At 69.6% G+C, this 14,877-nt stretch carries 14 protein-coding genes; 5 read left to right on the top strand and 9 right to left on the bottom strand.

Annotated features, from left to right (window positions below; translation table 11 throughout):
* Positions 1-332 precede the first annotated feature (332 nt).
* The 4 genes from M0R80_12390 to M0R80_12375 all read right to left on the bottom strand — a co-directional run bounded on the left by M0R80_12390 (position 333) and on the right by M0R80_12375 (position 5,950).
* Positions 333-479 (bottom strand): hypothetical protein, encoded by a 147-nt coding sequence (locus M0R80_12390; protein MCK9460429.1) that lies wholly within the window; start codon positions 477-479, stop codon positions 333-335.
* A gap of 19 nt (positions 480-498) precedes the next feature.
* On the bottom strand, positions 499-1,875 hold the full coding sequence (locus tag M0R80_12385; GenBank protein ID MCK9460428.1) for a cyclic nucleotide-binding domain-containing protein: 1,377 nt from the start codon (positions 1,873-1,875) through the stop codon (positions 499-501).
* Positions 1,876-1,885: 10 nt separating this feature from the next.
* Positions 1,886-3,832, bottom strand: a complete 1,947-nt coding sequence (gene tadA, locus M0R80_12380; GenBank protein ID MCK9460427.1) for a Flp pilus assembly complex ATPase component TadA — start codon at positions 3,830-3,832, stop codon at positions 1,886-1,888.
* A gap of 72 nt (positions 3,833-3,904) precedes the next feature.
* Entirely contained in the window at positions 3,905-5,950 is a 2,046-nt protein-coding gene (locus M0R80_12375) for a C25 family cysteine peptidase (GenBank protein MCK9460426.1), read from the bottom strand.
* Positions 5,951-6,232: 282 nt separating this feature from the next.
* On the opposite strand from M0R80_12375, the gene M0R80_12370 reads away from it, so the two are divergent.
* From M0R80_12370 to M0R80_12350, 5 genes are read left to right on the top strand one after another with little or no spacing between them, the layout of a single operon-like run.
* On the top strand, positions 6,233-6,874 hold the full coding sequence (locus M0R80_12370; GenBank protein ID MCK9460425.1) for a riboflavin synthase: 642 nt from the start codon (positions 6,233-6,235) through the stop codon (positions 6,872-6,874).
* A gap of 4 nt (positions 6,875-6,878) precedes the next feature.
* Positions 6,879-8,015, top strand: a complete 1,137-nt coding sequence (gene ribB / locus M0R80_12365; protein MCK9460424.1) for a 3,4-dihydroxy-2-butanone-4-phosphate synthase — start codon at positions 6,879-6,881, stop codon at positions 8,013-8,015.
* A gap of 2 nt (positions 8,016-8,017) precedes the next feature.
* Positions 8,018-8,503, top strand: a complete 486-nt coding sequence (ribE, locus tag M0R80_12360) for a 6,7-dimethyl-8-ribityllumazine synthase (GenBank protein ID MCK9460423.1) — start codon at positions 8,018-8,020, stop codon at positions 8,501-8,503.
* A gap of 8 nt (positions 8,504-8,511) precedes the next feature.
* Complete coding sequence (gene nusB, locus M0R80_12355; protein ID MCK9460422.1) at positions 8,512-8,925, top strand: transcription antitermination factor NusB; 414 nt, start codon at positions 8,512-8,514, stop codon at positions 8,923-8,925.
* Positions 8,922-9,446 carry a hypothetical protein gene (locus M0R80_12350; protein ID MCK9460421.1) on the top strand — a complete coding sequence of 175 codons (525 nt, stop codon included), beginning with the start codon at positions 8,922-8,924 and terminating at the stop codon, positions 9,444-9,446. The genes nusB and M0R80_12350 overlap by 4 nt, the downstream gene beginning before the upstream one ends.
* Before the next feature lie 103 nt (positions 9,447-9,549).
* Here M0R80_12350 and M0R80_12345 read toward each other — a convergent pair whose 3' ends face one another.
* The 5 genes from M0R80_12345 to M0R80_12325 are packed head-to-tail and all read right to left on the bottom strand — an operon-like array spanning position 9,550 to position 14,808.
* The gene (locus tag M0R80_12345) at positions 9,550-10,203 is read right to left on the bottom strand and encodes a deoxynucleoside kinase (protein ID MCK9460420.1); all 654 of its coding nucleotides are present in this window, start codon (positions 10,201-10,203) and stop codon (positions 9,550-9,552) included.
* 26 nt (positions 10,204-10,229) lie between these two features.
* Positions 10,230-11,396 (bottom strand): DUF4340 domain-containing protein, encoded by a 1,167-nt coding sequence (locus M0R80_12340; protein MCK9460419.1) that lies wholly within the window; start codon positions 11,394-11,396, stop codon positions 10,230-10,232.
* Positions 11,389-13,098, bottom strand: a complete 1,710-nt coding sequence (locus M0R80_12335) for a GldG family protein (GenBank protein MCK9460418.1) — start codon at positions 13,096-13,098, stop codon at positions 11,389-11,391. Before M0R80_12335 ends, M0R80_12340 begins: the two co-directional genes overlap by 8 nt.
* Positions 13,099-13,102: 4 nt before the next feature.
* Positions 13,103-13,813 carry an ABC transporter permease gene (locus M0R80_12330; GenBank protein MCK9460417.1) on the bottom strand — a complete coding sequence of 237 codons (711 nt, stop codon included), beginning with the start codon at positions 13,811-13,813 and terminating at the stop codon, positions 13,103-13,105.
* On the bottom strand, positions 13,810-14,808 hold the full coding sequence (locus M0R80_12325) for an ATP-binding cassette domain-containing protein (protein ID MCK9460416.1): 999 nt from the start codon (positions 14,806-14,808) through the stop codon (positions 13,810-13,812). The genes M0R80_12330 and M0R80_12325 overlap by 4 nt, the downstream gene beginning before the upstream one ends.
* Between the last annotated feature and the right edge of the window lie 69 nt (positions 14,809-14,877).

Below are 14,877 nucleotides of genomic sequence, written 5' to 3'. Positions count from 1 at the left end.
CCGTGTCGGTGTCGGCGTCGGTGTCCGAATCCGAATCCGTGTCCGAATCCGTGTCCGAATCCGTGTCCGAATCCGAATCCGTGTCGCTGTCCGTGTCGCTGTCGGCGTCGCTCGAGCCGCCGCCGCCGTCGTCGGCGCATGCCGCCGAGAGCAGGGTCACTGCGAGAAATGTCATGAGAATCAACCGTTGCGTGTTCATGTTCCGTCTCCTCTTGTGGTGGAAGGTTCGGCCCGCATGAGCAGGCCTGAGCATTGTCAGCTTGAGCTTCAGGTTGAAATCGAGCTCGAGTTTGCAAAGAACGGTGCGGTCGCCGTTCCTCTATAACAGAATTTCACGGCGTTGACAGGGCAAGAATTCTGGCTCTTTCGGTCTCGGCCGGAACGTATGCGGGATCGTGCTCCGCCGGCAGCCTGCCGTAGACCGGATCCTGGAACGCCTTGAGCCGCGCGTCGCTCCTGACCGCGGCGTCGAGGTACACGCCGGGGAACCCGTCTGCCTCACCCCACCACCGCGCGATTCGCCTCGCGCAGGCGGACCGAGAGGATCCGCCCGAGGTAGCGCATCACCTTGAAGCCCGCCCTGGGCTCGGTCGCGAGGTGGGTCACGAGCCGATCGAGCCGGAAGCGAAACGCGTTGCCATCCTCGATCGCGGTGACGCGCGCGGACGTGGGCGCCTCGTCGACCATCGCCATCTCGCCGAGCGCCGCGCCCGTCCCGAGCGCCGCGACCTGCCTCGGCGGCTTCCCTTCGGCGAGCACCTCGACCTTCACCCGACCGGACGCGAGGATGAACAGCGCCTCGCCGGTCCTCCCCTGCTCGATGAGGACGTCGCCCTTCGCGAACGCGACGCGGTCGGCGAGCGTGTGCATCGACTGGAGCTCCTCGAGGGTGAGCTCGCCGAACATCGGCAGCTGGCGCAGCACCTCGAAGTCGACACGCACCGCCGCGACCTCCCGTCGCGGGGCGGACGGCGCCGCCCGGACGGCCCCTTCCTCTCCGGGCAGGACGAGGAGCCGGACGGCGTCGCCCGCTCCCTGCGCCACGCCCCCGGCGCCGAGCAGCTTCATCCCCTCCGTGGCCCCCGGGTGCCTCGGATCGACGCCGAGCACTCCGCCCCACAGCCGGTTCGCCTGGTCCACGCGGCCGCTCCCCGCGAGCAGCAAGGCGAGCCTGTGGTGAACCTCGAGCGTCGTCGCGTCGACGGGGCGGCTGCGCACGACGTCCGCGTAGTGCGCCATCGCGATCTCGGCGTTGCCGGTCCTCTCGAAGAACCGGCCGAGCAAGGCGGACGACTCGGCGAACCACTTCTGCATCCTGTCCACGCGCTGCAGGACCTCGACACCCTTCTCGTATCGCCCGAGCCGCATGTAGAGATGCCCCGCGTGGTAGTAGGCGCCGGCCCGCGCGTAGCACTCCGCGGCGCGCAGGTGCTCGCCGGCCTCGAGGTACAGGGCGGCGGCCTTGTCGAAGGCGAGCGATCGCTCGTACATCTCCGCGGCCTTGCCGGATCTCCCCGCGCGCTGGTACTGCTCGGCCGCGCGCTGCCAGTCGTAAGCCGCCTCGTAGAACCCGGCGGCCAGCCCGTGATCGCCTATCGCCTCCGCGCATTTCGCAGCCCGCCCGACGTCGCGCGCGGCGGCGAACAGCGCGGCGAGCCTGCGCCACAGCTCCTGGCTCGCGCCGATCTCCGCCTCGCGGACAAGGCGATCGCCGACGTCGGCGCCCGACGCCGCGAGCAGCGACGCGGCCCGCTCGGTCTCGCCGCGCCGGACATGGTCGAACACGACCTCGACGACGTTGCCCGAAGGCCTGAACTCGCCGCCGCTGTCTTCCGCGAACTCGAACTCGATCTCGCGCGTGCCGAACGCCGCCATGCGGCCCTCCTTAGCGGTTGCGCCGCGGGAGCGCGCCGAGCGCCTCCCCCGGGACCGTGATGCCGTGCTGCAGGAGGAACCCGAGGTACCTCGACAGCGGGACGAACGCACCCTTGGACGCGGCGGCCAGGATCTCGTCCGGCGGCGCCTGCGCCGCTATCGCCGCGCGCACCTGCTCGGTCGCCACCAGGATCTCGAGCGCCGCGACGCGGCCGATGTACCCCTGGCCGCCGCACCGCTCGCAGCCCTTGGATCGGTACAGCTGCGGCACCTGCTCGCCGATCACCTCGGCGGCCCGCAGGTTCTCGATGATCTGCGGGTAGTACTCGAACGGGACGCGGCAGTGCGGGCAGAGCCGGCGCACGAGCCGCTGGTGGATCACGCCGACCAGCGCGTTGGCGAGCGCGAACGGCTCCAGCCCCATCTCGAACAGGCGCACGACCGCGCTCACGCAGTTGTTCGTGTGGAAGCTCGTGAAGACGAGGCGCCCCGTGAGCCCGGCCTGGAACGCGAGCTTCGCCGTCTCGGCGTCGCGCGTCTCGCCCACGAGGATGATGTCCGGATCCTGGCGCAGGAACGCGCGCAGCGCGGAGGCGAAGTCGAGCCCGGGCGTCGCGCCGATCTCCACCTGGGCGAGGCCGTCCATGTGGAACTCGACCGGATCCTCCACCGTGACGATGTTGAGCTCCGGGTTGCGCCGCTCGAGCAGCGCCGAGTACATCGTCGTCGTCTTGCCCGATCCGGTGGGGCCGGTGACGAGCACGACGCCGTGCGGCGCGTAGAACATCTGGCGCACCGCCTGACGGACCTTCTCCGCGAGCACGAGCTTCTCGAGCTCGACGAGCGACGCGCCGGAGTCGAGGATGCGCATCACGAGCTTCTGGCCGAGCTTCGTCGGGATGAGCGACAAGCGGAGATCGACCGCGCGCCCGCCGGCCTCCATCGAGATGCGCCCCTCCTGCGGCTTGCGCGCCTCGGTGATGTCGAGCTTCGCGAGCACCTTGAACCGCGAGACGAGCGTCTTGTGCGCCTCGGACGGGATCCGCGGCAGCTTCGTCTCGAGGGATCCGTTGATCCGGTACCGCACGAGAGTTCCCTCCCTCGACGGCTCGATGTGGATATCCGAGGCGTCCGACACGATCCCGAGGGAGATGATCTGGTTGACGAGCTTGAGCACCTCGGGGCCGCTCATGGCGCCGGCGCGGTCCGCGTCGTCGGCGTCGGAGAGGAAGCGCAGCGGCAGCTCCGTCTTGCGCGCCTGCGCCGAAGCGCCCTTGTCGGCCGAGCCGAGGCGTCCGAGGAACCGCTCAAAGTCCTCCGCGCTCGCGGCGACGGGGCGCACGCGGACGCCGCGCAGGTAGCGGCGCACCTCGTCGAGCCCGCTCGAGTCGGCCGGGTTCACCGCGGCGAGCACCACCGCGCCTTCCTCAAACGCGACCGGCACGACCTGGGTCCGCCGCGCGACCGCATCCGGCACGAGCGCCGCGAGCTGCGGATCCGGCTCGTACCTCGAGAGCGACACGAACGGGACGTACTGCTTCGCGCTCACCGCGGCGAGCCGCCGCGCGAGCACCTTCGCCAGATCGCGGAGCACCGCCGGCGACTGCGCGATGACGGCGTCGAACACGGCCCGGTCGAGCCTGTGCGCCACGACGTCCACGAGCGCGGTGCACGTCGCGGTCCGCGGCGCGCCCGTGAGCAGCGCGAGCTCGCCGACGCAGTCGCCCGGGCCGATCTGCGCCACCTCCATGCCGAGCCCGAACTCCGGATCTCGCACGAACACGCCGACGCGCCCCGACTCGATCACGTAGAGGGCGTCGCCGGGCTGACCCTGGACCACGAGATCGGCGCCCTTGGCGATCTCCAGCCGCTCGAGCCGGGTCGCGATCTGCTGGATGTGCTGCGCCGGGAGCGAAGAGAATATCTCTGTGGAGCCGAGCATCTCCGCGGGCGTCATCGCGTCACCTCCTTCGGAAACACCGAACGATATCACAAAAATCGGCGTGGGGGGTTGGGCAGGTCGGAAGGATCAGATCAGATCAGACCAGATCAGGAAGGAGAGGAGCCGGACGAGGCCCGAGCGCGGCACGCTCGCCCCCGCGGTCCGGCAGCCGCACCCGCCGTCCCCGGGATCCCAGACCGGGGGCACGCCCGTGTCGGTCTCCGTCTCGGTGTCGGTGTCCGAATCCGAGTCCGAGTCCGAGTCCGAGTCCGAATCCGTGTCCGAGTCCGAATCCGAGTCCGAATCCGTGTCCGAATCCGAATCCGTGTCCGAATCCGTGTCCGAATCCGAATCGACATCCGTGTCCGTGTCCGCGTCCGTGTCCGTGTCCGGCGTCCCGCCGTACACCCGGACCGACGGATCCCCGAACACGTGCCAGGTATTGAACATGTCCACGCCGTCCGAGCCGTACTCGTCCATCATGAGCGACGACCCCGCGAAGCAGAGCGCGCCGAAGCTGAAGTACGCCTCGGCGACCAGGAGATCGTTGAGCTCGTCCTGCGAGGCCATCGGCGGGTTCCACGACTGGTTGACGCTCGACGCGTACATGGCGATGGCGCCCTTCGGGTTTCCCGAGCTCTCGGCGCGCAGCCACGCCTCGGCGAAGCAGGTCCCGCCGGAGAAGTTCCCGTTGACGCACGCCACGCTCACGATGAACGGCAGCATGCCGACGTTCGTGAGCGCGTTGACGTTGGACGTCGAGAACCCGGTGGTGCCCCACGATCCGTCGGAGCCGTGGCCGCAGTAGTTGATGATCCCCCTGCCCTCGTTGACGGCCGCGCTGACCGCGCTCGCGCTCGCGCCGGGATCGTAGATCTCATCGACCTCCGTGTACCCGTAACCGATCAGCTTGTCCTTGATGACGTCGATGTGCTCGTAGTCCATCTCGTCGTCGTCGCCCGGACCCTCGGCCGATCCGATCCCGATCCCCTTCTTGAACCACGCCTCGGCGGTGGCGGGCGCATTCTCGTAATCGATCGTGCGCTCGACCTGCGTGTCGACCTGCGCCGCGGTCTCCGCCGAGAACCGGCCGATCAGGAGATCCGGGTAGTCGTCCGCGCCCGCGACCTTGGCGTAGCTCGGATCCGAGCTGCCGCCGGACGCCGCCGTCGACGTCGGGGTGGCGACCTGCGCCGCGTCGCCAACGAGCAGGACGAACGCGAGGTCGGAGGCCGCGTAACGCTCGGCGATGTACGCCGCGATCGCGGTGCTCGTGTTGCCGATCGTGGAGACGCCCACCGCGGTGGTCGGGATGCCGAGGGCGGTCTTGTGCTCGACGAGCGGCGCGACGTTGGCGAGCCACGCGTCGTGCGCGATGATCAGCATCTCGCCGGCCTCGCCCAGAGGATCGTACTTCGAGAGTTCGCCGTACGTCGCGAAGTTGATGAAGTGATGTTCGTAGATCTTGTCGAAGTCCTCGGACGGCCGCAGCCCGTCGCGCACGAGCGGGTTCACGTCGCACGGCCCGGTCGGCGCGATCAGGACGTCGACGCGCGTGTAGACGCGGAGTGTCCGGGTCACGGGGTTGTACCGGAACGGCCGGACGTCCACCGTCGCCCCGCGCACGTCGCGCATGACGTACGGCGATCCGACGACGACGAGCTGCTCGGGGTAGAAGGCGTCGGTCTCGTACTCCGTGCCGTACTCGTAGGGCACGGACCCCGGATCCACCGTGCGCGGGAGGTTCCCCTTGGACGGCGCGAGATCGACGCCGGCGACGTCCGTGTGCTCCGTGCCGATCACCGTCGCGGCGACGCAGGCGTCGTCGGGGATCGCGATGCTGCGCACCGCGCTCGGGAGATCCGGCGCTCCGGCGGCGAGGATGGGGCGCTCGCGGCCGGCGACGACGCGGTAGGCGTCCGTGCCGTCGGCGTCGACGTAGTCGAGCGAGTAGTCGGCGACCTCGAACCTGAGGAAGAGCCCGTCACCCGTGTCGAGCACCTCGACGGACACGCCGTCCGCAGCCGCGCCGAGCGGCAGGAGGAGGAGCGCGGCGAGGGCCAGCGCGGCGATCCCGGCGTCGTGAAGCGGCAACTGCTCGAGGCGGGTGTTCTCGGACCGGCGCTTGTCCATCTTCGCGGCTCCTTTGTGACGACGTGTTCCTCGCCCCCCGGTTTCTCCCGTTTCTCTATTTGTAGCCTGGAGGCGTCCGCCCGGTTCGAAAAATCTGCCGCGTCGATGCGGTATTCCGAAGATCGCGTACCGCACCACGGCAGTTTTCCATCCGGACAAGCTCAGGAGCGCGGCAGCAAGCCGACGGCACGCCGCAGCCCCAAACCCCTGGCCATTCCGCGCGCTTTGTGTATATTTCCCCTGCCGCGCAGGGCGCGCGGCCAACTCTTTGGGATTGAGCGGATGTTCACCGGGCTCGTACAGGACGTCGGCACCATCGCCCGGCTCGAGCGGCGCGGCGACGAGGCGCGCCTCAAGGTGAAGACCGCCCTTCGAGATTTCAACACAGGAGAGAGCATCGCGGTCGACGGCGCCTGCCTGACGGTCGATGGCTTCGGCGCTTCCGAGTTCACGGCGTTCGCCTCGCGCGAGACGCTCTCGCTGACCGGCCTCGGCTCGCTCTCGCTAGGAACGCGGGTCAACCTCGAGCGCGCGAGCCGTCTGGGCGATCCGATGGGCGGGCACCTTCTGACCGGCCACGTCGACGCGCGGGTCTCGCTCCTCGCGAAGGATCGCGCCGGCGAGGCGGAGCTGTGGACGCTCGCCCTGCCACAGGACGAGAAGCTCGCGCGGCAGATCGCCCGCAAGGGATCGGTCGCGCTCGACGGCGTGAGCCTGACCGTGAACGGCGTGGGCGCGGGCTCGTTCGAGGTGACGCTGATCCCGCACACGCTCGCGTCGACGACCCTCGGCGGCCGCGCGCCGGGAGCGCGGCTCAACCTCGAGACCGACGTGCTCGCCAAGTACGTGGCGCGCCAGCTCGACCGCGAGGGCGGCGGCGGGGTCGACATGGAGCTCCTCGTGCGGAGCGGATTCGTGAGGTAGCGGAGTGATCGAGCAGCTCAAGGCGATCGAGCGGGCGGGGCGCGCCATCGAGGAGATCAAGGCGGGGCGCATGGTGATCCTCGTCGACGACGAGGACCGCGAGAACGAGGGCGACCTCACGATGGCCGCCGAGCTCGTGACGCCCGAGGCGATCACGTTCATGGCGACCAAGGGGTGCGGCCTCATCTGCGTGACGCTCACGGCCGAGCGCGTCGAGGCGCTCGGGCTGCCGATGATGGTGCAGTCGAACCGCTCGCCGCTGCAGACCGCGTTCACCGTGTCGATAGAGGCCGCCGAGGGCGTGACGACCGGCATCAGCGCCGCGGATCGCGCCCACACGATCAAGGTCGCGTCCGATCCCGGGCAGAGCGCCAAGGGGATCGTCAGCCCCGGACACGTGTTCCCGCTGCGCGCCATGCCGGGCGGCGTGCTCCAGCGCACGGGGCAGACCGAGGGCTCGGTGGATCTCGCGCGGCTCGCCGGGCTCACGCCGGCGGGCGTGATCTGCGAGATCATGAAGCCCGACGGCACGATGGCGCGGATGGACGACCTGCGCGGCTTCGCGAAGGAGCACGGGCTGCACATCGTGAGCATCGCGGATCTCATCGAGTACCGCCTCCAGCACGACCGGCTCGTCGAGCGGATCGACACGCGCGAGATGGAGCTCGGCGGCGAGACGCGGCGCGCGGTGTTCCAGGTCCACGCCTACAAGGCCGCCCCGGGCATCCGCCGCCACGAGTACGTCGCCCTCGCGCTCGGCGACGTGGCCGACGGCGATTGGGTCCCGGTGCGCGCGCACGTGTCGACGCTGCTCGAGGACGCGCTCGGCGCGCGGACGCGGAAGGCGAGCCCGACGTTGCGCCGCGTCATCGACAGGATCATCGAACGGGGCCGGGGGGTCGTCCTCTACCTGCCCTCGAACGACACGATCGCCGAGGAGCTCGCGGCCGGGACGAACGGCGCCAAGGCCGTGCCCCGGGACGATCGGGGCGTGCTGCGCGAGTACGGGATCGGCGCGCAGATCCTGCTCGACCTGGGCGTCCGCAAGCTGCAGGTGATCTCCAACAACCCGCGGAAGATGGTCGGCCTCGAGGCGTGGGGCTTCGAGGCGACCTCGCAGATCGGCATGGAGGAGGTGTGATCATGGAAACCAAGCGCAGCGGCGGGCCGGCCGCGATCGAGGGTGTCCTCAACGCGTCGGGGCTGAGGTTCGCCATCGCGATCTCGCGCTTCAACAGCTTCATCGTGGACAGGCTCGTCGAGGGTTGCCTCGACGCGCTCGCGCGCCACGGGTGCGATCTCGACAAGTGCGTGATGGTCAGGGTCCCGGGCTCGTTCGAGCTGCCCGCGGTCGCCCGCAAGCTCGCGGCGCGCAAGAACGTCGACGCCGTCATCGCGCTCGGCGCGGTGATCCGCGGCGACACGCCGCACTTCGACTTCATCGCCGCGGAGGTGACCAAGGGGCTCGCGCAGGTGGCGCTCGAGTCCGGCAAGCCGGTCGCGTACGGCGTCCTCACGACCGACACGCTCGAGCAGGCGATCGAACGCGCCGGCACGAAGGCGGGCAACAAGGGCTACGAAGCGGCGGTTTCCGCGATCGAGATGGCCGACCTGTTCCGCAAGATCTGAGCCGCTCGATGTCCACGCGCCGCCGCGCACGCGAGGTCGTGCTCCAGATGCTGTACCAGCTCGAGGCTTCCGGGCAGGAGCCGCAGCGCGTCGTGGAGTCCTACCGCTCGAGCTTCGGAGAGGGCCCGTTCCCGGACGACTTCGCGCGCGAGACGTTCCTCGACGTGGCCGCCCGTGTCGGCGAGCTCGACGAGATGATCGTGTCGGCGAGCGACAATTGGCGCCTCGTGCGCATGAGCCTCGTCGACAGGAACATCCTGCGGCTCGGCGTGTTCGAGCTCCGCTTCCGCCCCGACACGCCGCCGCGCGTGGCGATCAACGAGGCGGTGGAGCTCGCGAAGCGGTTCGGCACCGAGGACTCGCCCGCGTTCGTGAACGGCGTCCTCGACAGGATCGCGCGCGACCTGAGCAGGCTCACTTGAACGTCGCGTTCGTCACGCCCCGCCTCTCGAAGCTCGCCGACCACGCGGGCGCGCGCTTGGTCCTCTTCACGTTCGAGGAGCGCCACCCGCTCGCCGGCATCACCGGCGCCGTCGACTGGCGCCTGCACGGTCACCTGTCGCGGCTCGTGATCCGAGGCTTCCTCACCGGGAAGGCCGGGGAGAAGCTGCTCGTGCCGCTCGACGACCGGCTGGCGCCGTCGCACCTCGTCGTGCTCGGGCTCGGCCCGCGGGACGCGCTCGACGCCGCGCGGACAGAGGGGGCGCTGCGGCGGATGTTCGACGCGGCGCGCGCGCTCGGCGAGGCGGAGCTCGTCGTCGCCCTGCCCGGCCGCCCGGAGCAGCTCGTCGATCCGGTCGAGGCGATCTCGCTCTTCCTCGCGGTGTACGGGGCGCTGGAGCGCCCGCCGAAGGTCGCGATCGTCGAGGCGGCCGCGGCGCAGAAGGCGATGCTCGCGGTGCTCGAACGGCACCGGCTCAAGCGGAGCATGCCGACGACGTGACCTACCCCCTCGATCCCCCTTCCGAAGCGGAAGGGGGAAGCATCTGTTCTGATCAAAACAGCTGCTCCCCTTCCCGCATCGGGAAGGGGGCGGGGGATGGGTTTCACACTCCGAGGTGCTCGCGGATGGCGCGCGCGACCTCGAGCCTATCGAACAGCCGCTCCACGTAGTCGAGCCGATCCGTCTCGATGACGAGCGTCGGCGAGAGATCGTACCGCGCGAACCACTCCTCGTAGAGGCGGTCGAGCGACGCGAGGTAGGCGCGGGGGATCTTCCGCTCGTACTCGCGCCCGCGCTGGCGGATGCGTCGGACGAGCGTCTTCATGGGGCAGCGCAGGTAGATCATGAGGTCCGGCGGCCGGATCTCGTCGCGCAGCGCCCGGTAGAGCTCCTGGTACGTCGCCCAGTCGCGATCGTCGATGCAGCCCTGGTCGCGGAGGTGCGCGGCGAAGATCTCCGCGTCCTCGTAGATGGTGCGATCCTGCACGATCGGGCGCGGATCGAGCGCCGCCCGGGCGAGCACGTCACGGTGAATCTGGAAGCGGCGCACGAGGAAGAACAGCTGCGAGCTCATCGCCCAGCGCCGCATGTCCGCGTAGAAGTCGGCGAGGTAGGGGTTCTCGTCGTGCGGCTCGAAGAACGGCGCCATCCCGAACTCGAGCTCGAGCCACTCGACGAGGCTCGACTTGCCCGCGCCCATGTTGCCTGCCACGGCGATCACGCGCGGCGCGCGCGAAGTGTCGGGGGGGTCGTGCATGCTCGCGTCGCCCGCGCCCGCGGCGCTCAGTGCGCGTCGTGCGGCGGCGGCGGTGCCGGCTGCCCGCCCTGCGGCTGGTTCGCCATCTTCGCCTTGAGCTGCTCGAGGATCTCGGGGGGGATCGACTGGCCGGCGGCCTCCCGGGCGGCGCCCGCCTGGGCGTGATCCTCGTGCATCCGGGTGTGATCCTCCGCCTCCTTGCGCCGCTTCTCCTCGTCGGCGACCTGCTCGTCGGTCCGCGCGAAGTCCGCGGCCTTCGTCTTGAACCGCGACACGATGTGCGACGCGACGAGGAACACCTGGTCCGAGAGCGAGGTCTTGACGTAGGTTTCGCGCTCCTTCTCGAGCGTCTTGCCGATCAGCACCGTGAACGTCCCCTTCACGCCGTCCTTCGCGGCCTCGAACACGACCCGCATGGCGCCCTCGCCGAGCCCCGAGACGTCGTCGGTCACGGGCGCGTCGACGAAGTCGCGCGCCGAGAGCCCGGTGAGCGCGTTCGCGAGCCCGTCCGCCTTGCGCGTGTCGAAGTTCTGGATCGGATCGCCGACCGGCTCGAACTTCGCGTCCTTTCCGTCGCCCTTCTTCGCCATCTCGAAGACGCCCTCCGGCCCCGTGATCCGGACGCGCACCACCGACCCGCGGTCGAGCTTCGTCACGGTGTGGTCGCGCAGGTTCTTGACCGACTTGTTGAACGTCGTGCGGATCGCGCCCTTCACGCGGTAGACCTCGTCCTTACCCGGCAGCCGCACCATCGTCATGTCGCCGCGCGAGACACCGACGATGAAGCCCGCGAGCTGCTTCTCCCCGTCGAACGCCTTCACCTCGATGCCGAGCGCGTCGTCGACCTCGAGCACCGCGTGCTTCGCCTTGTTGTCGCTGATCACGTCGATCGTCTTCAGCGCGCCGAGCGCCTCGACCATCTTCGCCACGGAGGTCGCGTTCACCGGGTACGCGACGGGCTTCGTCATGCTCCAGACGTCGCCCTCGCGCTCGAGCGTGATGAACTCGTCGTCCATGGGATCCTGTGACGGCTCGTGGCGCTTGATCTCGATCCGGCTCAGGCGCTCCGCGGGCAGCGGCACGAGGGCGCTCTTCGCCGACTGCCTCGCGGCGTCGGGCTCCTCGCGCAGGGCGAGGAACGCGGCCGCGCCGAGGGCGGCCAAGACGACGACGGCGATGATGATCTTACGCATTCGGCTTCGCCTCCTTCGTGGGGCGCCTGCGCACACGGATCCTCCAGCGGACGACCCCGAACAGGATGAACAGGAGCGGCACGCCCACGATGTTTCCCCACTTCGCGATCGCCTTCGCGCTCTCCTCGCCGCGCTCGATGGGCGGGTCGTTGACCGTCTTCATGCGCACGGCGATGAGGTCGTCCTCGTTGGTCATCCAGTCGAGGGCGTTCTGCATGAACATGAAGTTGTTCGCCGCCCGCCGTTGATCGGCGCGGGCGATGTACATGAGCGACTCGTCGAGCGGCAGCCCCGACGTGCCGATCACGATGAGCCGTCCCGGCTCGAGGCTCTCCTTCAGCCGCCGCCCCTCCGGCCCGGCGTCGGGCTTGGGCTCGACGGGCGCCTTCTCGCCCTGGAAGTAGCTCCGGAACCGGCCCGAGATCGCGGCGGCGACCGGCAACCCGCTCTCGAGGTTCGGCGGCTCGGCGATGCCGCACGGATCGACGATCGCGGAGTCGCCGCCCACGGTCCACGAGCTGCCGGACGAGAACGCGAGCTCCGCGGCGTTTCGCGCCTTGTCGGCGGCCGCCTCCTTTGAGACGCGGACCTCGGTCGCGTACGTCATGGTCAGGCTGCCGAGCCGGAAGGTCACCGGGTGCTCGTCGTCGAACGCGGTCACGACCGGCCACGCGGGGTACGGCCGCGGGAGCGGCAGCGGCAAGGGCGGGCACTGCGCCGAGAAGCTCGCGGCCTGGCTGTCGAAGACGAGCGCGCTCCCGAGCTCGACCCCGTACGCCCCGAGCAGCTCGCGCAGCCTGGAGCCGTTGACCTTGGTCTCGTAGGTCGGCGGGAGCATCGGGAGATCCTGCTGTTGCTTCCCCACCACGTCGACGCCGCTCAGGATCACGGCGAGCGACCCTCCGCGGAGAAGGAACTGATCGAGCCTGTAGAGCTCCTTGTCGTCGAGCGGCTGGCTCGCGCCGACGATGACGAGCGCGTCGACGTCCGGCGGCACGTCGACCTCGCCCTTCTTCAGGTCGACCTGCCGGTAGTTGTAGATCTCGAGGTTGTTCCGGATGTTGCGGTACGCGCCGCGGTTCTTCTTCTCCTCGGGCAGGAGCGGCCGCTTCGGGTCCTCCGGCGGAGGCTCGACCTCCGGCTCGCCGTGCCCGACGAGGAAGCCGATCGTCGACTTGCGGCCGACCGCCTTCTTGATGGTCGTCGTGATGAGGTACTCGAGCCCGACCGCCGAGTCCACGGCGCGGATCGCCTCGGTCTCCTGGCCGTAGCTGAGCGAGATGCCGCGGTAGCCCTCCTTGATGGTGGTCTGATCCTTCTCGATGTCGGGGTTCGGCATCTTCTGGATCCCCAGGCTCTTCGCGGTCGCCTCCTCCTCCTCGTCCCCGGTCGGATCCAGGAACTCCACCGTCATCCTGCCGCCCGAGTGCTGGCGGTACTCCTCGAGCACGTCGCGCACGTTTCGCTCGAGCGACGCGAACCGCCCGGGGAGGTTCTTGGTGAAGTACGCCTTCACCACGAGCTTGTCGTCGAGCTGCTCCATGAGCGAGATCGAGGCGCCGGAGAGCGTGAAGACGTCGTCGCGGGTGAGATCCGCCCGCCCGAAGAACCGCACGCCGAGCACGTTGACGAGCACGAGGATGCCCAGCAGCACGAGCAGGAACACCGTGGACTGGCTCTTGAGCTTCGTTTTCTCGCGCATGGCCCTACCTCCACCGCCGCGACTCGAGCGATCGGAACGCCAGGAACAGGCACAACACCGCGAACGAGCAGTAGAAGACGACGTCCCGCGAGTCGATCACGCCGCGCGACGCGTTCCGGAAGTGGTAGTCGAAGCTCAGGTACTCGACGACCGCCGCCGCGGTCGAGGGCAGGAACGTGAGGAACCTGTCGACCATCATGAAGGCCATCGACGCGAACAGCGCGATGACGAACGCGATGATCTGGTTCTCCGTGAAGCTCGACGCGGCGACGCCGATCGCGAGGAGCGCGCCGCCCATGAGCAGGAGCCCCACGTAGCCGCCCCACACCGGGCCCCAGTCGAGCGGCCCGAACGCCGATATCGTGAACGCGTAGGGCAAGGTGAGCGCGAGCGCCACGGCGAGGAGGCTCACCGCGGCCAGGTACTTGCCGAGGATGACGTCCACGTCGCGCACCGGCATGGTGATGAGCAGCTCCAGGGTGCCCGTCCGCCGCTCCTCGGCGAGGAGGCGCATCGTGATCGCGGGCGCGAAGAACGTGAACAGGAACGGCGCGAGCCCGAAGAAGCCGCGCATCGAGACCCGGTCCTGGGCGAAGAACGGGATGAAGAACAGGATCCCGACGAGCGCGAGGAAGACCGTGATGACGAAGTACGCGACGGGCGAGTTGAAGTACGCCTTGAACTCGCGGCGCCAGATGGCCAGCATCGTGCTCATGGCGCCACCTCCTCCTTCCCGGCGGAGCGCCCGGGCTCGTCCGCCGTCGTGAGCCGCCGGAAGATGCTCTCGAGGTCGACGTGCTTGCGCGCGAGGCCGAGCAGCGTCCACCCGTTCGCGACCGCCGTCCGGAAGATCTCCGCGCGGAGGTCCGCCGCGCCCCGGCCGCGCACCGTGACGCGCAGCTCCTCGCCGCCCTCGGCGTTGGCCGCGGCGACCTCCACGACGCCTTCGATCGCGCGCAGCGCGCCCTCGACCGCGCCGAGCCCGCCCGCCTGCGCGGCGATCGCGACGTCGTAGATGGCGCCCCCGCGCTGCCGCTCGAGCTCGTCGAGGCTGCCGTCCGCGACGAGCCTGCCCTGGTGGATGATGACGACGCGATCCGCGGTCATCTGCACCTCCGCGAGGTGGTGCGTCGAGAGGATGACCGTGCGCTCCTTCCCGACGTGCTTGATGAGCGTCCGGATCTCCGCGATCTGGTTCGGATCGAGGCCGGAGGTCGGCTCGTCGAGGATCAGGATCGCCGGGTCGTGGATCATCGCCTGGGCGAGGCCGGCCCGCTGCCGGAACCCCTTGGAGAGCGTGCGGATCTCCTGGTCGACGACGTCGCCGAGACCGCACTGCTCGATCACGCGCCCCGCCGCCGCCCGCCGGGCGGCCTTCGCGAGCCCGCGGATCTCGCCGACGAAATCGAGGTACTCTCTGACGCGCATGTCGCTGTAGAGCGGCGCGTTCTCCGGCAGGTAGCCTATCGCCCGCCTGACCTCAAGCGGGTGCGTGAAGGTGTCGAAGCCCGCCACCGCCGCGCGCCCCGCGGTCGGGGCGATGAAGCAGGTGAGGATCTTCATGGTCGTCGTCTTGCCCGCGCCGTTCGGCCCGAGGAAGCCGAGCACCTCGCCGCGGCGCACGCCGAACGACACGCCGTCCAGGGCGCGGATCGCGCCGTACGACTTGGCGAGATCGTGGACCTCGATCACGGTTTCGGCCGTTATCATGTTGGAAAACCTCTCTTGCACTTGCCCCGCGCGCGAAGGTGGCGCGGACGACCACTTTCGTCAACGAAC

The organism is Pseudomonadota bacterium (genome assembly GCA_023229365.1).
In the GTDB taxonomy this organism is placed as follows: Bacteria; Myxococcota_A; Polyangia; order JAAYKL01; family JAAYKL01; genus JALNZK01.
This window is presented reverse-complemented; position numbering and strand designations above follow the sequence as displayed.